Consider the following 22,371-nt stretch of genomic DNA (forward strand, 5'->3'; position numbering starts at 1 on the left):
AAAAATTGGATCCAATATCCAAAAAGGCAGATGCCGGCCTTGCCGGACCATCGAGGAGGAATGACATGAAGCCTTTGCTGCCACTTTTCCTGGGCGCGGCCCTTGGCCTTGCCGCCGCGACTTCGGCGCTCGCCATCGAGCGCGGCGGGTCGATGGCCTTTGCCCGTTATGACGATTCGGCGATCATCGACCCCGTCTATGCCGACCGGAATCCCGATCTGTGGATGATCAACGCCTTCTACGAAACGCTGCTGCGCAACGGTCCTGACGGCTCCATCGTGCCCGGTCTTGCCGAAAGCCACGCGGTTTCCGCCGATGGAAAGGCGATCACGCTGACCCTGCGGTCCGGCCTCAAGTTCTCCGATGGCTCGCCGATCACCGGAGAGGATGTCATCTTCTCGCTCGACCGGGCGCGCAATCCCGATCTCGGCCCTTGGGCCGGCTTGCTCGGTTCGGTTGAAAACGTGACGGCCGAGGGCGACACCGTCACGCTCGCGCTGAAGCAGCCCGATCCGACCATTCTCTCGATCCTTGCGACCTTCAACACCGGCATCATGCCGAAAGCGGCCTTCGAGAAGGCGGCGGGCGCGACGGACCAGGAGAAGGCGCAGGCCTTCTTCGCGGGCGGCCCCGTCACGTCGGGCCCCTTCATGCTGAAGAGCCGCGTGCAGGGCGCCAGCATGAGCTTTGCCCGCAACCCGAACTATTGGCGCCCCGGCGAGGACGGCAAGCCGCTGCCCTATCTCGACGAGGTCACCTTCGCCGTCATTCCCGACGACGCGACGCGTATCCTGAAGCTGCAGGCCGGCGAGGTCGATGCGGCCGAGTTCATCCCCTTCGCCCGCGTCGGGGAGCTCGGTGCCGATCCGAACCTCAAGATGGAGCTGTTCCCCTCGACGCGCATCGTCTATGCGCCGATCAACACGCGCGAGACGCGCGCCGACGGGGCGAAGAACCCGCTGGCCGACGTGAAGGTGCGCCAGGCGCTGAACTATGCGACGAACAAGGACGTGCTGATCAAGCTCGTCACCTTCGACACCGGCAAGCCGATGACCTCGCTGATGTCGGCCGCGACCCAGCTGCACCACGGCCCCGCGCCGCTCTACCCCTATGATCCGGAGAAGGCAAAGGCCCTGCTCGGCGAAGCCGGCCTTTCCGGCGGCTTCGAGGTGAAGCTGACGACGCTTGCCGGCAGCGCCGACGACGCCACGCTCTTCACCGCGCTCCAGCAGATGTGGGCGCCGCTCGGCGTCAATCTCACCGTCGAGCAGGTCGACAACCCGACGCGCGGCGAGAAGAACCGCTCCGGCGCCTTCGATATCCACACCTACGGCTGGGCCAACGACGTGAACGACCCGGCGCAGGTCACCGGCTGGCTCGGCTACTACAAGCAGCGCCAGGCCGTCGGCACCGGCTGGAACAATGCGGAATTCAACACGCTCTTCGAGGCATCGAACTCCGAGATCGATCCGGAAAAGCGCAAGGGCGAATACAAGCGCATGCAGGAGATTTATGCGCAGGAGGCGCCGCTGCTCTTCCTCTTCGAGACGCCCTTCGCCGTTGCCGTCTCGCGCTCCATCGAGGGGTATGTGCAGACCCCGCTCGGTGCGAACGACTTCTCCGAGGCCTGGCGCGCCAAGTAGTGCCAGCCCCGACGACACCAGCTCGAACGTTGCCTGCCGTATGCCTTGTTGCCTGCGGCAGGTGGCATTGAGGTTCCATCCATGCCTTCGCTTTCCTATCTTCTGGCGCGGCTGGTGCAGATCATCCCCACCTTCCTCCTGGTGATGATCTTCATCTTCCTTCTCGTGCGCCTCCTGCCGGGCGATCCGGCCATCGCCATGGCCGAGGCCAAGGCGACCGACGCGCAGATCGAGCAGATCCGCCGCAATCTCGGTCTCGACCAGCCGTTGCCGGTGCAGTTCGGCGTGTTCGTCAAGAACACGCTGACGGGCGATCTCGGCCGTTCGATCATGCTGAAGGCGCCGGTCACCGAGGTCATCCTCGCCCGCCTGCCGACGACGATCTTCCTGGCGCTCTATTCCATCGTGCTCGCCATCTGTCTTGCCGGGCCGCTCGCCTTCCTTGCCGCCGCCCGTGCCAACGGTGCGACCGATATCGCGATCCGCAGCATCTTCCAGGTGGGCCTGTCGATGCCGGTCTTCTATATCGGCCTCCTCCTGCTGACGGTGCTCGCCGCAAAGCTCCGCCTCTTTCCGGTCGGCGGCTACGGCACGAGCTTCCTCGACAATCTCTACCACCTCATCCTGCCGGCGCTTTCCGTCGCGCTCTACACGTCGGCGGTCATCCTTCGAAACCTGCGCGCCTCGCTGATCGAGGTGCTGGATGCCGACTACGTCCAGTTCGCCCGCGCAAAGGGTCTTTCCCCGCGCATCATCATGACGCGCCATGTGCTGCGCAACGCCATGGTTTCCACCGTGACCCTGCTCGGCCTTTCCATCGGCAACCTGATGAGCGGCACGCTGGTGACCGAGACGGTCTTTGCCGTACCGGGCGTCGGCCGGCTGATGCTGGAGGCGATCTTCGCGCGCGATTATCCGCTGATCCAGGGGCTGACGCTCACCTTCGCCGTGCTCGTCTCCGTCGTCTTCCTCCTGACGGATGTCGTGCAGTCCTGGCTCGATCCGAGGCTTCGCCAGTCATGAGCACCGTCACCCTTTCCGCGGCAAGACCCTCGCGGCTCAAGGCCTTCCTTGCCCGCGCCTTCGCCAAGCCCGCCTTCGTTACCGGCTTTGCCATCCTCGTCCTGTCGCTGGCGCTCGCCCTCTTCCCCGGGGTGCTTGCGCCCTACGACCCGCTGGCCTTCGATCTCAACGCGATCCAGCAGGGTCCGAGCCTTGCCCATCCCTTCGGCACCGATAATTTCGGCCGCGACATGCTCTCGCGCGTCATCTGGGCCTATTCGGTCGATATGCAGATGGCTTTCTTCGCCACCATTTTCGCACTTCTCATCGGGGTCACCGTCGGCGCCTTCGTCGGCTATTACGGCGGTGTCGCGGACATGATCTTCGGCCGCTGTGTCGATGCCATTATCACCTTTCCCTTTCTCGTTCTGGTCATCGCCATCGTCGCCGTGCTCGGCCCCGGCCTCGTCAACATGTATGTGGCAATCACTGCCGTGAACTGGGTCTATTATGCCCGGCTGACGCGGGCGGAGATCATGGCGCAGAAGGCGAACGACTATGCCGCCGCCGGCCGCGTTCTCGGCTATTCCGATACCCGCATCATCTTCCGCCATCTTTTGCCCAACGCCATCTCCCCCGTCATCGTCTACTGGATGACCGACATGGCGCTCGCCATCCTGCTCGGCTCTTCGCTCGGCTATCTCGGCCTCGGCGCCCAGCCGCCCGCCGCCGAATGGGGCGTGCTGATTGCGGAGGGCCGCAACTTCCTGATGACCGCCTGGTGGATGAGCCTCATGCCCGGCATCGCCATCGTCGTCACCGGCCTCGGCTTCAGCCTGCTCGGCGATGCACTGGCGGACCTGCTTCGCCCGAAGGGACGCTGACATGGAAAAACCGGTCGTTCTTGCGGTGCGGAACCTGCGCACCGAATTCGGTCCCGCCGCGCATCCCCTCGTCGCCGTCGATGGAGTTTCCTTCGAGGTCCGCGAAGGCGAGATCCTCGGCCTCGTCGGCGAGTCCGGCTCGGGCAAGAGCATCACGCTGCGCTCGATCCTCGGCATCGTGCAGCCCCGCGGCCGGGTCTTCGGGGAAATCCTCTGGAAGGGCCGCGATCTTGCCGCACTGGACGAGACGCGCCTGCGGGCCGTGCGCGGGCGAGAGATCGCCATGATCTTCCAGGAGCCGATGTCCTCGCTCAACCCGCTTTTGACGGTCGGCCTGCAGATCGAGGAAAACCTCGTCGCCCATACGGATCTCGACGCCCGCGCCCGCAAGGCCCGCGCCGTCGAATTGCTCGACATGGTCGGTATTCCTGCCGCGCGCAGCCGGCTCGGCGACTATCCGCACGAATTTTCCGGCGGCATGCGCCAGCGGGTGATGATCGCCATTGCGCTCGCCTCCAATCCGCGCCTGCTTCTTGCCGACGAGCCGACGACGGCGCTCGACGTGACGATCCAGGACCAGATCCTTCGCCTTATCCAGTCGCTCGCCGAGGAACTCGGCATGGCGATGATCCTCGTTACCCATGACATGGCGGTGGTGGCGGAGACCTGCGACCGCGTCGCGGTCATGTATGGCGGACGGCTTTGCGAGACCGGCGAGACGGCGGCGGTGATCGGGGACGCCCGACACCCCTATACGCTCGGCCTCCTGCGCTCCATCCCGCGCGACGTGCCGCCGCGCACGCCGCTCTATTCCATTCCCGGCGCGCCGCCTGCGCTCTCCGCCATGCCGGCGGGCTGTGCCTTCACGGCGCGTTGCCCGGTCGCCGGGCCTGATTGCCGGAATGTCCGGCCCCCGCTTGCCGTGCTTTCGGGTGGGAGGCTCGTCGCCTGCCACCGGCTCCCCGAAGCCGCGGCCTTTTTCTCGGCACGGGAGGCAGCCCAATGAGCCTTGCCCCACTTCTCTCCATCCGCGATCTGTCGATGACATTCGCAAAACCCCGCTCGCTCGCCGATACCGTCGCGCGCCGGCCGCGAAAGGTCGTCTCGGCGCTGAACGGCGTCGAGCTCGATGTCATGCCCGGCGAGACGCTCGGCATCGTCGGCGAATCGGGGTGCGGCAAGTCCACGCTCGCCCGCTGCATCGCCGGCCTCAACCGGCCGACCTCGGGCGACATCCTCTTCGAGGGCGAAAGCGTCGTCGGCCTCCGGGGCGCAAAGCGGCGCGCCTACAACCGCCGTGTCCAGATGATGTTCCAGGACCCCTATACCTCGCTCAATCCCCGCATGACGGTGCGCGACACGCTGGAGGAGGCGATCACCGTACACGGCATGCGCAGCGGCGCGGCGGTCGGCCGGCGTGTCGAGGAGCTGCTGGACCTCGTGCGCCTGCCCGAGGGGGCGGCGGACAAGTACCCGCACGAGTTTTCCGGCGGCCAGCGCCAGCGCATCGGCATTGCCCGCGCGCTTTCGCTGGAGCCCGCCTGCCTCGTCGCCGACGAGCTGGTCTCCGCGCTCGACGTCTCCGTCCAGGCGCAGGTCGTCAACCTTCTGATGGAGCTGCAGGATACGCTCGGCCTGACAGTGCTCTTCGTCGCGCATGACCTCCGGCTCGTCCGCCACGTCTCGCACCGCGTCGCCGTCATCTATCTCGGCGCCATCGTCGAGATCGGCCCGTCCGGTCCGCTCTTCGCCAATCCCGTGCATCCCTATTCCCGCGCGCTGCTTGCCGCCGCCCCCTCGCTCGATCCTGGAAAACGCCGGCGCAAGCCTGCCATCGCCGGCGAATTGCCATCGCCGCTCAATGTGCCGCCGGGCTGCCCCTTCCATCTGCGCTGCCCGCATGCCGGCGAGATCTGCCGGCGTGAGAAGCCGGCGCTCCGGCCGGCCGGTGCAGGCCTTGCGGCCTGCCACTTCGCGGACGCGCTGCCGGGCACCTGAAATCCCTCTCCGTTGCAATCCAAGGACATTGCCATGACCCCGAAAACCCGGCCGCAGACCGCCGGCCCCGTCGCCGCCCTTCGCGCAAGACTCGCGGAGGAAGGGCTCGACGGCTATGTCGTTCCGCGCTTCGACGAGCACCAGGGCGAATATTGCGCCGCCCATGACAATCGCCTTGCCCATGTCACCGGCTTTTCCGGCTCGGCGGGCGTTGCCATCGTCATGCGCGACCGCGCGGCGATCTTCGTGGATGGTCGCTATCAGGTGCAGGTGCGCGAGGAGATCGACCAGGGCCTGTTCTCCATCGAGCATTTTTACGATGCGCCGTTGAAGGACTGGCTGGCGAAGAACCTGCGCTCCGGCGAGCGCGTCGGTTTCAACGCCATGCTGTTGCCCTCCACCTGGGATGCGGATTGCCGTATCTCCGTCGAGGCCGCGGGCGGCCACTGGGTGCCGGTCTCGGGCGATCTCGTCGATGCGATCTGGGCCGACCAGCCGGAACGCCCGCTCGGCAAGATCATGGCCTTTCCGCTTTCCCATGCCGGTGAGGCGGTGGCTGAGAAGAAGGGGCGCATCGCCGCCATGCTGGCGAAGGAGGGCGCGGACTTCCTCGTCGAAACCCAGCCGGACAACATTGCCTGGTTCCTCAACGTGCGCGGCAGCGATGTCGCCTTCAATCCCATGCCGCAGTCCTTCCTGATCTTCGACCGGGCGGGCACGGCCGAATGGCTGGTCGATCACCGCAAGCTGCCGAACGATCTTGCCGATTTCGAGCTCGATGGCGTGACCATGGCTGCGCCGGAAACGTTGATCGAGCGCGCTCGCGCCGCTGCGCCCGGCCGCACCCTGCTGCTCGATCCGGCCTTCGCGCCATCGGCCGTCGCCCATGCGGTGCGGTCGGCAGGCGGCACGGTGCGGCTTGCCCGCAGCCCCGTCACGCTCGCCAAGATGGTCAAGAACCCGGTCGAGCTTGCCGGCTTCCGCGACTGCCACCGCCTCGATGGCGCGGCCTGGATCCGCTTCTTCGCCTGGCTGGAACGGCATGCAGTCGAGCGTGAAGCGGGCGGCCGGCCGATAACCGAGCTGGAGGCGGAAGAGCGCATCCTCGCCTTCCGGCAGATGTCCGAGATCTTCGTCGAGCCGAGCTTCCGCTCCATCTCGGCGGCCGCCGGCCATGCCGCCATGTGCCACTATGCGGCGAGCGCCGTGAGCAGCGCGCCGATCTCCGCCAAGGGTGTCTATCTGCTCGATTCCGGCGGCCAGTATCTTTCCGGCACGACAGACGCCACGCGCACCACCGCATTCGCGCCTGTCGGCGAGGATGTCCGGCGCAGCTACACCGCCGTGCTGAAGGGTTTCATCTCGATGATGTCGTTGAAATTCCCCGTCGGCACCTGCGGTCATCAGGTCGATGCTTTTGCCCGGCGCCCGCTCTGGGATCTCGGTCTCGACTACGACCATGGGACTGGCCACGGTGTCGGCCATTTCCTTTCGGTTCACGAGCAGCCGCAGCGCTTCGACCGCCGCATCAACGAGATCGTGCTCGCCCCCGGCATGGTGACGACGATCGAGCCCGGCTACTACAAGGCCGGCGAATACGGCATCCGCATCGAAAACCAGGTGGAAGTCGTCGCCGATACGGACGGTTTCCTTCGTTTCCGGACGCTGACGCTGGTGCCGATCGATCTGCGCCTTGCCGATCTCGGCAGCCTGACGGAGGCCGAGCGCCATTGGCTCGATGTCTACCACGCCGAGGTCGCCGCGGCGATGGATGGCTTGCTGGAGCCGGAGGTCGCCGACTGGCTGGCGGCCCGTACAACGCCCATTATAGCCGGCTAAGGATTTTATCTGCCACGCATCATCGGCCGGCTCGTAGATGGGCTGGCCGATTCCCTTTGACGGCCCGAGGAAAGAGAGATAATCACAAAGTCATCTGATGACTTTGTGATTGAATCCATGCGTGCCCTCAGCAAGACCAATCTCGCCGACACCGCCGTCGAGGCGATCCGTACCGAAATCCTGGAGCATCGCTGGACGGTGGGCGAGAAGCTGCCGAACGAAGCGGCACTCTCGGCCATGCTCTCCGTCAGCCGCGGCACGGTGCGCGAGGCCGTGCGCGTGCTCGTCTCGCAGGGGTATCTCGAAACCCGGCAGGGCTCGGGAACTTATGTGCTCTCGACGGCCGATAGCGTGCGCCCGCTCGGTATGGCCCGGCGCGCGGGGCTACGCGACCAGTTCGAGGCGCGGCTGGCGCTGGATGCGGAGGCCGCGCGGCTTGCGGCGCTGCGCCACACGCCGGCCGTCATTGTGGGACTTCGGACCCTGCTGGCCGCCCGTGGCGACTACGGCAGTGGTGACAAGGCCGGTTTCATTGCGCGCGATTTCGCCTTCCATCAGGCCGTGGTCGCCGCCTCGCAGAACGTGGTGCTGATCGGCATGTACGATTTCTTCTCGACGCTGATTGCTGAAACCATCGACGCGACCCTTGGCCAGGAGTTGCCGGAACCCGACATGGCCGCGCATGTCGCCATCGTCGATGCCATCGAGAGCGGCAGTCCGGACGCTGCCGATGCCGCCGTCCGCCGCTTCATGGCACCCGTCCTTTCCGCCCTCGACCGGTTGCTGATGTCATGACCTATCTTGCCAAGAACGATCCCGGCTCGATCGACTTGATCGATGCCGAAGCCGACAGCGTGCCGACGCCCGAGCCGCAGCGTCCGAAGGCCGCCGTCACGCGCTTCCTGCTCGGCGCCAGCCTCGTGCTCATCGCCTTCAACCTGCGGCCGGTCTTTTCCAGCGCCTCGGCGCTGTTGCCGGAAATCCGTGACACGCTCGGCCTTTCGGCCACGGGTGCCAGCCTCCTGACGACGCTGCCGGTCGTCTGCCTCGGCCTGTTCTCGCCGCTGGCGCCGCGCCTTGCCCAGCGCATCGGCACGGAGCGCACGCTGCTCCTCGTCGTCTTCCTGCTGGCGCTCGGCACGGCGCTGCGCGGCCTCTCCTCGATTCCGCTGCTCTTCCTCGGCACGGCGCTTGCCGGTGCCTGTATCGCAGTCGGCAACGTGCTGCTGCCGGGCCTCGTCAAGCGCGATTTTCCCGACAAGGCGGCGCTGATGACCGGCTGGTACACGATGGCGCTCTGCGCCGGCGCGGCGAGCGCTGCCGGCCTGACCTTGCCGATCGAGCACGCGCTGGGCGGTTCGCTCGACGGGGCACTTGCGGTCTGGGCGCTGCCGGCGCTCATCGTCGGCTTCCTGTGGCTGCCGCAGGTGCTGGCGACGCGCTCGCAAGTCAAGCGCTCGGGCTTCCGGGTCGAGGGGCTGTGGCGCGACAGGCTCGCCTGGCAGGTCACCCTCTTCATGGGGCTGCAATCGGCGCTCGCCTATTGTGTCTTCGGCTGGCTGGTGCCGATCCTGCGCGAGCGCGGGCTCGATGGCGTCACCGCCGGGGCCATCGTGTCCGTCTCCGTCATGGTGCAGGCCGCGTCCTGCCTCGTCGCGCCGCATATCGCCGTGCGCGGCAAGGATCAGCGGCTGATCAACGTCGTGCTTTGCGGCTTCGCCGTCGTCGCCCTTCTCGGCCTGCTTTTCGCGCCGCTGTCCACGGTCTGGGTCTGGGCGGTGCTGCAGGGCATCGGGCAGGGCGGGCTGATCGCGGTGGCGCTCACCGTCATCGTGCTGCGCACGCGCGATCCGCATGTGGCGGCGCATCTGTCCGGCATGGCGCAATGCGTCGGCTATCTGCTTGCCGCCATCGGCCCACTGGTCGTCGGCCTCATCCGCAGCTGGACCGGCAGCTTTGCCTGGAGTGCCGTGCTCTTCGTGCTGCTCGGCCTCGGCGCGGCGGTCAACGGCTGGTTTGCCGGCCGGGCGCTCTATGTCAATGCACGCACGGTGGAAACGCCCGCCTGAGGCCCGGGGCGCACGATGCCGGTTTCCGTCACGATCAGGTCCATCGGAATGTCGTGCAGCTGCGGATAGATCGTTGGAAGTCGTGCCGCGCTGTAGCCGAGACCGATGACGCGCGGCCGTGCCGGCATGGCCGCCAGTGTCCGGTCGAAGAAGCCGCCACCATAGCCGAGCCGGTAGCAGGCGGCATCGTAGCCGACGACGGGCGAAAGCACGATATCGGGCAGGACGCGGTTCTGCTCGGCCGGTATCGGGATGTTCCAGACGCCACGGGAAAGCGGATCGCCTGCCTGCCAGAGATGGAATTCCAGCGGCCTCGCCTTCTCGACGACGACGGGCAGCGCCGTGCGCCCGCCGCGTCTTGCGACCTCGGCAAGCAGCGGCCGCAGGTCCGGCTCGCCGCGGAAGGGCCAGTAGGTGCTGACGATGCGTCCCTCGACATCGCCGATCTCGGCGAGAATGCCTTCAGCGATGGCTTCGCCCTGTTGCGCGCGCCGCTCGGCCGGCACGGCGAGGCGCTCGGCGATCAGGCGTTCGCGTTCGTTTCGGCGCCAGCGATTGACGTCCGTCCAGGCCTGCCGGTCGAGCGGGCCGGGCAGGCCCATATAGGTCGGGTCGACTTCGTGCATGAAGCAGGCCGGCGAGGCGAAAGTCGCGGGAATGTCGTCATCGGCCTCCATCGTGCCCTCCCTTTCGACAGTGTAGAGTGTGCGCGAGCGATTGCGAATGAAAACGCGTCAGCAACCTGAAAGGCCGGCCTCGAGCCCAGTGAGCAGGTCATCGACATGTTCGAGCCCGACGGAAAGCCTGAGCAGCCCGTCGCCGATGCCCGCCTTGCCGCGCGCCTCCACGCCCATATCGACATGGGTCATGGTGGCGGGGTGGGCGACGAGGCTTTCGACGCCGCCGAGCGATTCGGCAAAGGTGAAGCAGCGCACCCTCTTCACGAAGGCCCGTACCGCCGGGGCGCCGCCGGCAAGCTCAAAGCTCATCATCGCGCCGAACCCCTGCTGCTGGCGGGCGGCGAGTGCATGGTCGGGATGGTCGGCAAGGCCCGGATAGTGCACCCGAGAAACGGCAGGATGCGCGCAAAGCCGCTCGGCGATCGCCATGGCGTTGCGCTCCTGCCCGGCCATGCGGGCAAAGAGGGTCCGGAGCCCGCGCAGCGTCAGCCAGGAATCGAAGGGCGCGGCCGTCGCGCCGGTTACGTTGGCCCAGTGCTTCAGGGCGCGGGCATCCTCCGCATCGGCGGCGATCACCGTCCCGGCAATGACGTCCGAATGACCGTTGAGGAACTTCGTCGTCGAATGCAGCACATAGTCGGCGCCGAGCGACAGCGGTTTTTGCAGGGCGGGCGAGAGGAAGGTGTTGTCGACGGCGACGCGCGCACCGGCGGCCTTCGCCAGCGCGGAGAGGGCGGCGATATCCACCACCCGCATCAGCGGGTTGCTCGGGCTCTCGATCAGCACCAGCGCCGGATGGTCCCAGAGCGACACCTTGAAGGCGTTGAGATCCGACTGGTCGACCAGCCGCAGCGAGAGGTGGCCGAGCGTGGCGCGCGCCTTGAGCAGGCGCATCGTGCCGCCGTAGCAGTCGTGCGGCGCAAGGACCAGGCTGCCGGAGGGAAGTCGCCCGACGAGAAGATCGACGGCGGCCATGCCGCTCGGCGCCATCACCGCGCCGGCTCCGCCCTCCAGCTTGCTGATCGCATCCGCCAGCAGATCGCGCGTCGGATTGCCGACGCGGCCGTAGTCATAGGCGCGCGGGGTGTCGAAATCCGCAAACTCGTAGGTAGTGGAAAGGTAGAGCGGCGGTGCCACCGCGCCGAAGGCGGTATCGCTTGCCACCCCATGCGCCGCGGCAATGGTTTCCGGTTGAATTTCGATCGCCGTTCGCTCGGGCATCGATGCCTGCTCCTCGTGTTACGAGAAGAAAATGGCCAGCCCACCGGTCTCTGACAAATGAATTCTCTTGCAGTCAGCCAGCAACAATTTTGCAGTCATTGCCGGGCAGTGCGGAACCTTAGATCCCGTTCTGCAAAATGTCGGCAAGCACGGCCGCATGGTTGAATTCACGGTTGCGCGAGCCGTAAAGCAGCGTGACCGTGCCAGCCGCAACGCGCTCGCGCAGATCCTCCAGCGCCGGGTTGCCCTGCAGTTCCTCCCGGTAGCGCGCCTGGAATTCCGGCCAGCGCTCCGGCTTGTGATCGAACCATTTGCGCAGCGCCGTGGAGGGCGCCGCATCCTTCATCCAGAGGTCGAAACCGGCCTTTTCCTTGGAAAGGCCGCGCGGCCAGAGCCGGTCGACGAGGATGCGTGTCCCGTCCGTGGGTTCGGGGTCGTCATAGATGCGTTTGGTCTCCACCGGCATGGGTTTTGCCTCTCTGGCCACTGCCAATCGTACATTTGAGATCAGAAAGCAGCCCGTCCTTCAAGCCGTAGACCCAGCCGTGGATGGAAACCGCACGGCCGGCCTGCCAGGCCGTCTGGAGGGTGGGCGTGCGGGCCAGCCGCTCCACCTGCGCAGCGACCGAGGCCTCGCAGAGCCGGTCGAGGTCGGCATCGCTCCAGGGCGCACATTCCCGGCATTCGAAACGCCGGTCCGCCACATCGCGGATCGGTTGAAGCCAATGGTCGATCAGGCCGAAACGCTCGCCGCTGACGGCAGCGCGGATGCCGCCACAGCCATAGTGCCCGCAGATGATGATGTGCTTCACTCCAAGCTGGTGCACGGCATATTCGACCACGGAGAGCATGTTGAGGTCGGCCGGATGGATGAGGTTGGCGACGTTGCGGTGCACGAAGACCTCGCCCGGTTCCAGCCCGGCGATCACATTGGCCGGCACGCGGCTGTCGGAACAGCCGATCCACAGATAGTCCGGCTGCTGAAGGTTGGCGAGGCGGTCGAAATAATCGGCCTTCTCAGCCTTGCGCTCGGCGGACCAGACTTTGTTCCTGGCGAAAAGGTCCTCGATCATGACGTGGCTCCGGCTTGTGGGGATGGTGCGTTCTCCGCCCGGACCTGACTTCTGTCAAACCGGCAGACCGTCGCAGGGGCGGCGTTCGGCCGCGCCGTCGTGGCCCGGCTTGACTTTCTCCGCGCCCTCAAGCCATCATGGTGGCATGACCACGACGCAATCCATCGCCCGGTTCTTGAAACGGTTGTTTCCTCTCGCAGGACACTAGCCCCTCGGCTTGGTCGCGTCGCGCCCCGGCCGTGGGGCAATAGCGGTTTCGTTTCTGCACGAAAACCGCACCGGAAAGCGCGACATTCCCCCTAGATCTTCGACTTTCCGCGTGCCCGCCGGGCCGCGAAGACCCGTGCCGCGAGGTTTCAATGACCGCCAAGACCAAGGCCATCCGCCCGCCTGCCATCACCATTGCCCGCTCCGAACATGCGCGCCTGTCGAACCTTGCCGACATGCTGGCCGAGCGCGACCCGCATGCGGCCGAACAGCTTGCCGCCGAGCTCGACCGCGCTAAAGTCGTCGATGACGCCCGCATGGCGCCCGGCATCATTCGCATGGGCTCGGTTGCCGAGTTCCGTATCGACGATGAACCGCCGCAGACCGCCGAGCTGGTCTTTCCGAAGGACGCCGATATTTCCCGCCATCGCATTTCCGTGCTGACGCCGGTCGGTGCTGCTTTGCTCGGCCTTTCGGCCGGCCAGTCGATCGAATGGGCGGCACGCGACGGAAAGGTGCGGCGCCTCAGCATCATCGCCGTGCATGTCGCGGTGCCGGATGCGGCCGAGGCCTCCTGAGGATATTCTGCCTTGAAATTCCTGTCCTTCCTCCAGTCCGGGCGCATCGGAGGCTGCCTCGTCGCAGGATCGTGACCCCCTGTGCCGCGGCTGCGGCCAGGGGGCTTCTCCACCACGGGTTTTCAAGCCGCGCGCTCGCGCAGGCAGGATGGAGAATGGTTATGGGACGGAATCCCGCTATGCTCACGGCAAGAGATGGATATGTGCTGGAAAAGATGCTGCGCGACTGGCCGCCGCTGACGGAGGAATGGCTGGTGCTGTTGAACCGCAAGCTGGCAAGCGGGTGCCTGCCTGCCGGCGGGTGCATCCCCGCCGATCTCGCGATGATCGATGCGCGGGTGACGTTCCGCTGCGAAAGCGGGCTCACCGATACCCGAACGCTGTGTCTGCCGGGCACCTACGCGCCGGGCAGCGCCTTCCTGCCGATCACGACCTTCTATGGCCTTGCCCTGCTTGGCCTGCGCGAAGGCCAGGCGATGACCTTCGACCGGCCGGAAGGCCGGCGCGACTGGATCGTCCTGGAAAAGGTGCTGTTCCAGCCGGCAGCCGGTGGCCTCGCGCCAGAGGCGCCGGCAGAGGCGGTCCGATCGCCCTTCCGGGTTATCGCCGGCGGCCTTGCCGACCGCGCCTTCACGCCCGCCAACGAAAACGGCCCCGGACAGGGTCCGGGGCCGTCGGCTGCCTGAGATTCAGCGAGAGGTGATCAGATCACGCCCTGCGCGCGCATGGCTTCGGCGACGCGCGTGAAGCCGGCAATGTTGGCGCCGAGCACATAGTTGCCCTTGGCGCCATATTCTTCCGCCGTTTCGGCGCAGCGGTCGTGGATGCCCTGCATGATCTGGCCGAGGCGCTCGCGGGCCGTCTCGAAGCTCCAGCTGTCACGGCTGGCATTCTGCTGCATTTCCAGTGCCGAGGTGGCAACGCCGCCGGCATTCGCGGCCTTGCCGGGGCCGAAGAGCACGCCCGATTCCTGGAAGGCCCGCACGGCTTCCGGCGTCGAGGGCATGTTGGCGCCCTCGGCGACGGCGATGACGCCGTTCTTGATCAGCGTCTTGGCGTCCTTGCCGGACAGTTCGTTCTGGGTGGCGCAGGGCAACGCCACGTCGCAGGGCACGTCCCAGATCGAACCCTTGCCGGCCGGGATGAAATGCACGCCGGTCGTCTTGGCGCGGGCATATTCCGACAGGCGTTCGCGGCGCACTTCCTTGATTTCCTTGACCAGTGCGAGGTCGATGCCTTCCTCGTCGAGAATGTAGCCGCTGCTGTCCGAGCAGGCGACGACCTTGGCGCCATATTTGATGGCCTGCTCCATAGCGTAGATCGCCACATTGCCCGAGCCCGAGACGGTGACCCGCTTGCCTTCGAAATCGGTGCCCTTGGTGGAGAGCATGGCGCGGGTGAAATAGACCGCGCCGTAACCGGTCGCCTCCTTGCGCACCAGCGAGCCGCCGTAGCTCAGGCCCTTGCCGGTGAAGACGCCGGCCTCGAAGCGGTTGGTCAGGCGCTTGTACTGGCCGAACATCCAGCCGATCTCGCGGCCACTGACGCCGATATCGCCTGCCGGCACGTCTGTGTGCTCGCCGAGATGGCGGTAGAGTTCCGTCATGAAGGACTGGCAGAAGCGCATGATCTCGCCGTCAGAGCGGCCCTTCGGGTCGAAGTCCGAGCCGCCCTTGCCGCCACCGATGGGCAGGCCCGTCAGCGCGTTCTTGAAGATCTGCTCGAAGCCGAGGAACTTGATGATGCCGAGATTGACGGAGGGATGGAAGCGCAGGCCTCCCTTGTAGGGTCCCAGCGCCGAATTGAACTGCACGCGGAAGCCGCGGTTGATCTGTACCTGACCCTTGTCGTCGACCCACGGTACGCGGAAGATGATCTGGCGCTCCGGCTCGCAGATGCGCTCGATCAGCGCGTCCGTCAGGTAGCCGGGATGTTTGGAGACGACGAGCCCGAGGCTTTCCAGGACCTCGCGCACAGCCTGGTGGAATTCCGGTTCGGCAGGGTTGCGCTGCAGTACCTGGGCAAGGATCGGTTCAAGCTTTTCGTCGACGGTCGCCATGGCGACACTCCTTTCGTCTCGGTCTCACATTTCTTGGAAGGGCCGCCGGTCTGGCGCCGGCAGGCCCGATTGACATCGTCCGGGCATGGTCAGATGCCCTGCCCGTGGCCGCCCATCAGGCCCGGGGGACCGGTCTGGGAGAGGCTTTTCGCGAGTGTGGCCAGAAGATCTGTCTGGGAAATGATACCCACCACATGGCGCTCGTCGTCCACGACGACGACGGCATGGATGGAGCCGTCCGTCAGCCGCGGCAGCAGGCCGATGGCCGGATCGGACGGGCGGGCGGTCGCCGCCTCGGAAATGGGCAGATGGGCGTCCGGCGCCATGGCGGCCAGTTCCCGCAGCCCCACGGTGCCGAGAAGCTGCCGGTCGGCGTCGAGCACGGGCAGCGTGCGGATGTCGTGGTCGAGCAGGAGGCTGCGGGCCTCGTCGGCCGTGGCATCACGGGTCACCGTCACCACATCGCGCGACATGATGTCGGCGGCGCTCAACTCGCCGCGCTGGCGCAACAAGGCCTGCAGCTCGACCTGACGCAGCAGCGTGTCGATGTCGGCACGGCTGACATCCAGCGTCTCGTTGAGGTTGGCGATCGCCGTATCGATATCCTCGCTGTTGAAGCCGACGCGGAAGGCGGCGGGCGGATCGGCGGTCTTGTGCGTGTTGACGGGCGCAATCGTCTGGCGGTGTGGATATTGCCGCCCGGCCAGCCGGTGGAAGATCATGCCGAGGGCTACGAGGATCAAAGAGTTGATCGCGATCGGCACGAGCGGAAACCAGAAGCCCGACCGGCTGACCGCCGCCCCGCCGATAACGGCGGTCAGCGCGGCCGCTCCGCCCGGCGGGTGCAGCGAGCGGGTCAGCGACATGGCGAGGATCGCCAATGCCACGGCAAGGCCGATGGCGATGGCCGGATCCCTGACCAGTGTGGTCACGGTGACGCCGACAAAGGCGGAAATCGTGTTGCCGCCGACGATCGACCAGGGTTGGGCGAGGGGGCTGGCAGGCACGGCGAAGAGCAGAACCGCGGAGGCGCCGATGGGCGCGACGATCAGGGGCAGATGCGGGTCCTGGCCCATCACGAAGCCGCAGACGAGGCCGGTGAGGCAGATGCCGACCAGGGCTCCAACGCAACCGATCAGGCGCTCCTTGAGGGTGGCGCCGGCAAGAATCGGTGCGAACAGCCGAAATTTGGACAGGTTGCCCGGTTTTTGGGCATCGTGTTGAGGCGGGGCCACGATGATCCTGATCTTAAAAAGGCAGATGATTATTTTGCAGGCTTATGTGCCTATCGCGCGCATGACGCAAGGGCGCAACCGGAAGATTCTGTTTTGCCGGAAAGGAAGCGAAACGGCGCCGGGTGCGAGCAACAAAAAAGCCCGGCAGAGCCGGGCTTTTTTGCATGTTCCGGAAAATCCGGAATGGGAATTTGGTGCCCAGAAGAGGACTCGAACCTCCACACCCTTTCGAGTACCAGCACCTGAAGCTGGCGCGTCTACCAATTCCGCCATCTGGGCGACGGAGAGGCATGTAGAAGGACCGCTCGCTGGTGTCAACAGGCTTTTTGAAGTTTTCGCAACAGCTTGGCAAAAACTGTCTTTTCCACAAATGGCCTCGACGGTTTCGTGGAGAACGTCCGGACAGGCGAAATGCTCAGTGGTTCGTGACCCAGGCGCGGATCCGTTCCAGCCCGGCTGCAAGCAGCCGTGCGGCGGCGGCTTCGCTCTCCGCTTCGACATAGCAGCGCATTTCCGGCGCGTTGCCGGAGGGGCGGAAGTGGATGACGCTGCCGTCCTCCAAAGTGACGCGCAGCCCGTCGATGTCGCTTACCGCTGCCGGCACGCCGATCGGCGCGAGGAAGGCAGCAAGCGGGCCGGCGCCCGCGCGCAGTTCCGCCATCAGGGCGGCGCTGGCCTCCACCGGCATGTTTTCCAGCCGGTCGCTGGCCGCGGCCGGCAGGGCAAAGCCGGCGGCGATTTCGGAGAGCGGCCGGCTTTGCCCTGCCGCGAGGGCGAGCACGGCGAGAACCGGCATCAGGCTGTCGCGGGTGGGCAGCGCACTGAGCATGTGGCCGTTCACGGCAAAGGGCGTTGCCGTCAGCGTGCCGCCATTGGCCTCGAAGCCGGCGACAGCGGCTTTCCCGGCCAGGACCGCCTCGTTCATGGCGGCGATCACGAAGGGCGAGCCGACCCGGGTGCGCAGCACCGTGCCGGAAACTGCGGCCTCGATTCCAGAATTGGAGGTGACCGGTGTCGCAACGGCAGTCGCGCCGAGGAAGCGACAGGCGATGAGGCCGACGAGGTCGCCGCGCAGCGGCGTTCCGGTCTCGTCGGTGACAAGCGGCCGGTCCCCATCGCCATCTGCGGAAATGATGGCGGCGAGCCCGTGCTCCCCCGCCCAGCCTTGCAGGAGGCCGATCGTCTCGGCGGAAACCGCCTCCGTGTCGACGGGAATGAAGCTCTCCGACCGGCCGAGCGCGACGACGTCCGCGCCATAATGGGCAAGCACCGAAACGAAGAGATCGCGTGCGACCGTCGAATGCTGGTAGACCCCGATGCGAAGGCCGGCAAGCGCCTGCTCGGGCAGCAGCGTGCGGCTGCGTGCGGTATAGAGGGCCATCGCGGCCTCATGAAGATCGTCGGCGGTCTCCCTTGCGGCGTCGAAGGTGAGCCCCTCGGCGCGAATCGTTTCGGCGGCCGCGGTGATGGCGGCCTCGTCCGCCTTGTCGATCTCGCCGTCCGGCCGGTAGAACTTGATGCCGTTGCGGTCGGCGGGAATGTGGGAGCCCGTCACCATCAGGCAGGCCGCCTTGCGGGCAAGGCCGAGCAGGGCGAGCGCTGGCGTCGGTAGCGTGCCGCAGTCGCGCGGGGAGAAGCCGGCCTTGCCGAGGGCGGCGATGGCGATGGCCGAGATGGCGGGGCTGGAGGCGCGGAAATCACGGCCGATCAGGATCTCGTCGCCCTGCCGGGCGATTCCGGCGGCCAGAAGGTGGCGGGCGAAGGCGGTGGCATACAGTGCTGTGGCCGGCCCTTCGAGATCCGCGGAAAGGCCGCGCAGGCCGCTGGTTCCGAATTTCAGGCTCATGCAGTCACCTCATGTCTTCTTGCGGTCCGATCCTGCGGAGGATGCGACATGAATAAAACAAAATGCGTGAACGTAATGCAAAGCAGGGACGTGTCAGGGAAAAATCCCGCCAGAACAGTGAGGATCACATGTCGAAGATTCGAAATCTTGTTTTCGGTTGCGCGATGGGGATTGCCTCCGCGATCGCGCCCATCGGGGCGGCGCAGGCCGTTCCGCTTGCCGTGCCGGACATGAAGGTGGAGACGAAAAGCGACGTCACCAAGGCACAGGTGGAATTCTGCTATGGCGACGGCTGCGACCGCCGTTACTATCGCCGCCACTATGAGCCCTATTACGGCGGTTACGAGCGCCGTTACTATCGGCCGCGCTATGAACGACCACGCTACGAGCGGCCGCGCTACTATGGCGGGCGCCGGGCGCATGTGAACTGGTGCGCCAATCGCTATCGCACCTACGACCCCTACACCAACCGTTACCATGCCGGCGGCGGTGTCTACCGTCTGTGCTACTCGCCTTATCGCTGAGCACGGCGGGGATCGTCACACGGACGGCGGGCTTCGGCCCGCCGTTTTCGTTTCAGCCCTGACCGCTGCCCGTGACACGGTCCGTGTGGCCAAGGTCACGGCCCGGCTCGATAATGTCGCGCACGCGCTGTTTCAGCTCCTTCGGCCCGGGAAAGCCGCCATCGCGCTTGCGCTCCCAGACCAGGGTCTCGCCGACGCGGATCTCGAAATTGCCGCCGGTGCCGGGAATGAGCGCCACCTCGCCGAGTCCATCGGAAAAGGTCGAAAGCAGCTCCTGCGCCATCCAGCCGGCGCGCAGCAGCCAGTTGCACTGGGTACAGTAGAGAATGGAAACGCGCGGCTTTTCCCCGGTCATGGTCACCTCCTGATCGATGCGAAAAGCATATAGCAGCGGCGTCCTCTTGGCACGCGCCCACTCGCGGTCCCCTCACAGAATTGTCAACTCAATTTATCATGTTTTGTTGGCGGACATCTTGTCGCAGCCGGATTCCTGGAGGAGACGTGGTGCACCGCAACAGATCAACCGGAGACCCTATGACAGAGCTTGCCACCACCCGCTCCCGCCTTATCATTCCCTCGCTCGGCAGCATCTATGCCGCGCTCGGCGAAAGCGCGGAAACGATCCTGCGCGTTGCCGCCGGCGTGCTTCTCGTGACGCACGGCTATGGAAAGATCCTCAATCCCTTCGGTGCCAGCGGCATGGTGGAAAGCCTCGGCTTTTATCCCGGCGCCTTCTGGTCGCCGCTGCTCGCCGCGACCGAATTCTTCGGCGGAATCCTGATCGCGATCGGCCTGTTCACACGTCCTGCCGCCTTCGCGGCAATGATCGTGCTCGCCGTCACCGTCTACTTCCACGGCATCGTGCAGGCCGAGGGCCTGATGGGCGCGGAAAAATCGATCCTCTGGACGCTGATCATGTTCTATTTCGTGATCCGCGGGGCCAACGCCCATTCGGTCGATGCCAAACTTGGCCGTCAGTTCTGATCCGTCTCCTGTGATGGTTGCGGCCTCGGCCGCAGCCGTTTCCTGACATTGACGACCAGCGTTTCGGCGTCATGCGGCTTCATGACGACGGGAATCACCTCAAAACCCTCGACGCCATCGCGATGGATGTCACCGACGGTCGTGAAGAGCAGCGGAACGCCCTTGGCAACGAGCCGTTCGATACGCTCCGTGATCAGCGTGGCATCCAGCGGTATGTCGAGCAGGCAGAGATCGACATCGGCCAGCGCCGTCGTATCCCACTGGTCGAGCTGCTCCGGCCGCAGAAGGGTGGTCCGGCAGTTCAATGCCGCCTTGATCAGATATTCCGCGTCGAGCGCAATCAGGAATTCGCGTTCGGCGATCAAGATGTGCGGAAGTGAATGGTTCATGGCGCCGCACTCCTCGTCCATGTGATACCGCCGGAGGGGGCGGTTCGGGAGGCGGACTTTGGGCTTGCCCCCCGGGAGTGTCATTTAAAAAAGACATAGCACCCGTGCGATGGAACAACGGCGCACGCGCCGCGTTTTCCGGGCCAGCCCGCGGGTTTGGGCAGGATCAAACGCGGCGGAGGCGTAATGTCGGGTGGTACGGCGGTCAATCAGCAATCCAGATGGCGCACGCCCTGTCAGCAATGTCCCCTGCGCGCTCTTTCGACTTTCCGGGACTTTTCGGCAAAGGAGCTGGACTTCGTCTCGCAATTCAAGAGCGGCGAGCTTTCCAGCGAGCGCGGCGCCACGATCCTCGTCGAGGGCATGCACAGCGCCCATCTCTTCACCGTGCTTTCAGGTTGGGCCTTCCGCTACAAGCTTTTGCCGGACGGGCGCCGGCAGATCATGAACTATCTCCTGCCCGGCGATCTCATCGGCCTGCAGGGAAGCCTGATGGGCGAGATGGATCATTCCGTCGAGGCGCTCACGCCGGTGACGCTCTGCGTCTTCGAGCGCTCCAAGCTGGAGCGGCTGTTCGAGCGTCACGCGTCACTCGCCTATGATCTCACCTGGATCGCGGCGCATGAGGAGCGCATCCTTGACGAGCACTTGCTCAGCATCGGCCGTCGCTCGGCGCTGGAGCGCACGGCCTATCTGCTCTCCTTCATCCACCAGCGCGCCCATTCTGCCGGCGTCAACGGTGGGCGGCGGGTCATTCCGATCACCCAGCAGCATGTCGCCGATACGCTCGGCCTCTCGCTCGTTCACACCAACAAGACGTTGCGCAAGCTCGCCGACCGCAAGCTGATGCGCTGGCAGGACAAGGGCTGCGAAATCCTTGACGGCGACGGTCTTCTGGCGCTGGCCGGCTGGGAGGGACTGAACAAGCAGGCCCGCCCCTTCATCTGATCTTTTTGACCGGTGCGGTTCCGGCTGGCAGAACCGCTTCGACCTTTTGAACCGTTCAGGCGACGTCCCAGTGCAGCGGGAACATCGGGTCGAACACCGTTACAGTCCCGGCGCCCGTTTCGATCTTTGCCGGGAAAGCCACCGGCTCCGCACGCTTGACGAGGCGGATCGTCTCCTCGTTGACCGGCAGGCCATACCAGGCGGGACCGTTCAGCGAGGCGAAGGCTTCGAGCATGGGGAGTGCGCCGTCCTCCTCGAAGACGTGGGCAAGGCAGCTCATCGTGTTGATCGAGGTGTAGATGCCGGCACAGCCGCAGGCGCACTCCTTCAGCGGATCGACATGCGGCGCCGAATCGGTGCCGAGGAAGAAGCGCTTGTCGCCCGACGTCGCGGCCTTGCGCAGCGCCAGCCGGTGCTCCTCGCGTTTTGCGACGGGCAGGCAGTAGTAATGCGGCTTGATGCCGCCGACGAGGATGGCGTTGCGGTTGATGATCAGGTGGTGCGTGGTGATCGAGCCGGCAAGGTTTGCCTTCGCGGCCTTGATATAGTCAACGCCGTTTTTCGTCGTGACATGCTCCATGGTGACACGCAGTTCCGGCAGGCGCGTGCGCAGCGGATCAAGCACGGTCTCGATGAAAACGGCCTCGCGGTCGAAGATGTCGACTTCGGGCGTCGTCACCTCGCCGTGCACGCAGAGCGTCAGACCGATCTTCGCCATGCGCTCCAGGACGGGCATGGCCTTGTCCATGTCGCGCACGCCGCCATGCGAATTGGTCGTCGCGCCGGCCGGATAGAGTTTGACGGCACGGATCAGGCCGCTCCTGTAGCCGGCTTCGACGTCGTCGGGGTCGGTGTGCTCGGTGAGGTAGAGCGTCATCAGCGGTTCGAACCGGTCGCCCTTCGGAAGGGCGGCGAGGATGCGGTCGCGATAGGCGCTCGCATCCGCGGTGGTGACGACCGGCGGCACGAGGTTCGGCATGATGATCGCGCGGGCGAAATGGCGGCTGGTGTCGCCGATCACGCCTTCGAGCATGGCGCCGTCGCGCAGGTGCAGATGCCAGTCGTCCGGCCGGCGGATGGTGAGTTCTGTGGTCATCGGCGTAGCTCCCGCCCTTGGCTTTGCAGCGATCCCGGATGTGAAACGCTCTCGCATTCCTGCCGGGATTTCTCTGGCGGCTGCGATAGCATCCGT

The 22,371-nt window shown here is 65.7% G+C and carries 23 protein-coding genes and 1 tRNA gene; 13 read left to right on the forward strand and 11 right to left on the reverse strand.

Translation table 11 applies throughout. The features are described from left to right. The first annotated feature begins 65 nt into the window (after nucleotides 1–65). The 8 genes from K0P03_RS19285 (at nucleotide 66) to K0P03_RS19320 (ending at nucleotide 9,435) form a co-directional block, all read left to right on the forward strand. Nucleotides 66–1,643, forward strand: coding sequence for an ABC transporter substrate-binding protein (locus K0P03_RS19285; protein WP_272790357.1), 1,578 nt, complete (start codon nucleotides 66–68; stop codon nucleotides 1,641–1,643). An 81-nt stretch (nucleotides 1,644–1,724) separates the two neighbouring features. Continuing rightward, nucleotides 1,725–2,666 carry an ABC transporter permease gene (locus K0P03_RS19290; protein ID WP_050742753.1) on the forward strand — a complete coding sequence of 314 codons (942 nt, stop codon included), beginning with the start codon at nucleotides 1,725–1,727 and terminating at the stop codon, nucleotides 2,664–2,666. Beyond that, nucleotides 2,663–3,529 carry an ABC transporter permease gene (locus K0P03_RS19295; protein ID WP_050742752.1) on the forward strand — a complete coding sequence of 289 codons (867 nt, stop codon included), beginning with the start codon at nucleotides 2,663–2,665 and terminating at the stop codon, nucleotides 3,527–3,529. Before K0P03_RS19290 ends, K0P03_RS19295 begins: the two co-directional genes overlap by 4 nt. Before the next feature lies 1 nt (nucleotide 3,530). Beyond that, nucleotides 3,531–4,535, forward strand: a complete 1,005-nt coding sequence (locus K0P03_RS19300) for an ABC transporter ATP-binding protein (RefSeq protein WP_272790358.1) — start codon at nucleotides 3,531–3,533, stop codon at nucleotides 4,533–4,535. Beyond that, on the forward strand, nucleotides 4,532–5,527 hold the full coding sequence (locus tag K0P03_RS19305; RefSeq protein WP_130517965.1) for an ABC transporter ATP-binding protein: 996 nt from the start codon (nucleotides 4,532–4,534) through the stop codon (nucleotides 5,525–5,527). The genes K0P03_RS19300 and K0P03_RS19305 overlap by 4 nt, the downstream gene beginning before the upstream one ends. A 33-nt stretch (nucleotides 5,528–5,560) precedes the next feature. Further along, nucleotides 5,561–7,366 (forward strand): aminopeptidase P family protein, encoded by a 1,806-nt coding sequence (locus K0P03_RS19310; protein ID WP_272790359.1) that lies wholly within the window; start codon nucleotides 5,561–5,563, stop codon nucleotides 7,364–7,366. A 117-nt stretch (nucleotides 7,367–7,483) separates the two neighbouring features. Further along, entirely contained in the window at nucleotides 7,484–8,161 is a 678-nt protein-coding gene (locus K0P03_RS19315) for a FadR/GntR family transcriptional regulator (protein ID WP_272790360.1), read from the forward strand. Beyond that, nucleotides 8,158–9,435, forward strand: coding sequence for a CynX/NimT family MFS transporter (locus tag K0P03_RS19320; protein WP_050742748.1), 1,278 nt, complete (start codon nucleotides 8,158–8,160; stop codon nucleotides 9,433–9,435). Before K0P03_RS19315 ends, K0P03_RS19320 begins: the two co-directional genes overlap by 4 nt. Here the strand turns inward: K0P03_RS19320 and K0P03_RS19325 are convergent. From K0P03_RS19325 to K0P03_RS19340, 4 genes are all read right to left on the reverse strand, one after another. Further along, nucleotides 9,399–10,112: a 5-formyltetrahydrofolate cyclo-ligase gene (locus K0P03_RS19325; protein WP_272790361.1), complete on the reverse strand. Its 714-nt coding sequence runs from the start codon at nucleotides 10,110–10,112 to the stop codon at nucleotides 9,399–9,401. The two genes, K0P03_RS19320 and K0P03_RS19325, sit on opposite strands and share 37 nt — an antisense overlap. 57 nt (nucleotides 10,113–10,169) lie before the next feature. Further along, nucleotides 10,170–11,336 (reverse strand): cystathionine gamma-synthase, encoded by a 1,167-nt coding sequence (gene metB, locus K0P03_RS19330; protein ID WP_272790362.1) that lies wholly within the window; start codon nucleotides 11,334–11,336, stop codon nucleotides 10,170–10,172. 118 nt (nucleotides 11,337–11,454) lie between these two features. Next, nucleotides 11,455–11,802 (reverse strand): DUF488 domain-containing protein, encoded by a 348-nt coding sequence (locus tag K0P03_RS19335; protein WP_023513086.1) that lies wholly within the window; start codon nucleotides 11,800–11,802, stop codon nucleotides 11,455–11,457. Continuing rightward, on the reverse strand, nucleotides 11,774–12,409 hold the full coding sequence (locus K0P03_RS19340; protein WP_272790363.1) for a carbonic anhydrase: 636 nt from the start codon (nucleotides 12,407–12,409) through the stop codon (nucleotides 11,774–11,776). Before K0P03_RS19340 ends, K0P03_RS19335 begins: the two co-directional genes overlap by 29 nt. Before the next feature lie 359 nt (nucleotides 12,410–12,768). Here K0P03_RS19340 and rnk point away from each other — a divergent pair, with 359 nt between their 5' ends. Together rnk and K0P03_RS19350 are read left to right on the forward strand one after the other, a co-directional pair. Then, entirely contained in the window at nucleotides 12,769–13,194 is a 426-nt protein-coding gene (gene rnk, locus K0P03_RS19345; RefSeq protein ID WP_023513088.1) for a nucleoside diphosphate kinase regulator, read from the forward strand. A gap of 179 nt (nucleotides 13,195–13,373) precedes the next feature. Beyond that, nucleotides 13,374–13,880, forward strand: coding sequence for a hypothetical protein (locus K0P03_RS19350; RefSeq protein WP_053190725.1), 507 nt, complete (start codon nucleotides 13,374–13,376; stop codon nucleotides 13,878–13,880). A gap of 17 nt (nucleotides 13,881–13,897) precedes the next feature. On the opposite strand, the gene gdhA is transcribed toward K0P03_RS19350, so the two are convergent. The 4 genes from gdhA to K0P03_RS19370 form a co-directional block, all read right to left on the reverse strand. Then, nucleotides 13,898–15,253 carry an NADP-specific glutamate dehydrogenase gene (gene gdhA / locus K0P03_RS19355; RefSeq protein WP_023514799.1) on the reverse strand — a complete coding sequence of 452 codons (1,356 nt, stop codon included), beginning with the start codon at nucleotides 15,251–15,253 and terminating at the stop codon, nucleotides 13,898–13,900. Between the two features lie 89 nt (nucleotides 15,254–15,342). Then, the gene (locus K0P03_RS19360) at nucleotides 15,343–16,494 is read right to left on the reverse strand and encodes an HPP family protein (protein ID WP_272790505.1); all 1,152 of its coding nucleotides are present in this window, start codon (nucleotides 16,492–16,494) and stop codon (nucleotides 15,343–15,345) included. Nucleotides 16,495–16,680: 186 nt separating this feature from the next. Further along, nucleotides 16,681–16,767, reverse strand: a tRNA-Leu gene (locus K0P03_RS19365). 136 nt (nucleotides 16,768–16,903) lie between these two features. Continuing rightward, complete coding sequence (locus tag K0P03_RS19370; protein WP_272790364.1) at nucleotides 16,904–18,334, reverse strand: phosphomannomutase; 1,431 nt, start codon at nucleotides 18,332–18,334, stop codon at nucleotides 16,904–16,906. Between the two features lie 128 nt (nucleotides 18,335–18,462). Here K0P03_RS19370 and K0P03_RS19375 point away from each other — a divergent pair, with 128 nt between their 5' ends. After that, a complete protein-coding gene (locus K0P03_RS19375) occupies nucleotides 18,463–18,858 on the forward strand; it encodes a BA14K family protein (protein ID WP_023513980.1) in 396 nt (131 codons plus the stop codon). 52 nt (nucleotides 18,859–18,910) lie between these two features. Here the strand turns inward: K0P03_RS19375 and K0P03_RS19380 are convergent, their stop codons facing one another. Next, a complete protein-coding gene (locus K0P03_RS19380) occupies nucleotides 18,911–19,213 on the reverse strand; it encodes a SelT/SelW/SelH family protein (RefSeq protein ID WP_272790365.1) in 303 nt (100 codons plus the stop codon). Nucleotides 19,214–19,392: 179 nt separating this feature from the next. Here K0P03_RS19380 and K0P03_RS19385 point away from each other — a divergent pair, with 179 nt between their 5' ends. Then, nucleotides 19,393–19,842: a DoxX family protein gene (locus K0P03_RS19385; RefSeq protein WP_024270055.1), complete on the forward strand. Its 450-nt coding sequence runs from the start codon at nucleotides 19,393–19,395 to the stop codon at nucleotides 19,840–19,842. On the opposite strand, the gene K0P03_RS19390 is transcribed toward K0P03_RS19385, so the two are convergent. Next, the gene (locus tag K0P03_RS19390; RefSeq protein WP_024270056.1) at nucleotides 19,833–20,231 is read right to left on the reverse strand and encodes a hypothetical protein; all 399 of its coding nucleotides are present in this window, start codon (nucleotides 20,229–20,231) and stop codon (nucleotides 19,833–19,835) included. The two genes, K0P03_RS19385 and K0P03_RS19390, sit on opposite strands and share 10 nt — an antisense overlap. Nucleotides 20,232–20,417: 186 nt before the next feature. On the opposite strand from K0P03_RS19390, the gene K0P03_RS19395 reads away from it, so the two are divergent. After that, the gene (locus tag K0P03_RS19395) at nucleotides 20,418–21,179 is read left to right on the forward strand and encodes a Crp/Fnr family transcriptional regulator (protein ID WP_050742740.1); all 762 of its coding nucleotides are present in this window, start codon (nucleotides 20,418–20,420) and stop codon (nucleotides 21,177–21,179) included. Between the two features lie 55 nt (nucleotides 21,180–21,234). On the opposite strand, the gene pyrC is transcribed toward K0P03_RS19395, so the two are convergent. Then, a complete protein-coding gene (gene pyrC / locus K0P03_RS19400; RefSeq protein ID WP_272790366.1) occupies nucleotides 21,235–22,275 on the reverse strand; it encodes a dihydroorotase in 1,041 nt (346 codons plus the stop codon). Between the last annotated feature and the right edge of the window lie 96 nt (nucleotides 22,276–22,371).

Source organism: Shinella sp. HY16 (assembly GCF_028534175.1).
Classification (GTDB): domain Bacteria; phylum Pseudomonadota; class Alphaproteobacteria; order Rhizobiales; family Rhizobiaceae; genus Shinella.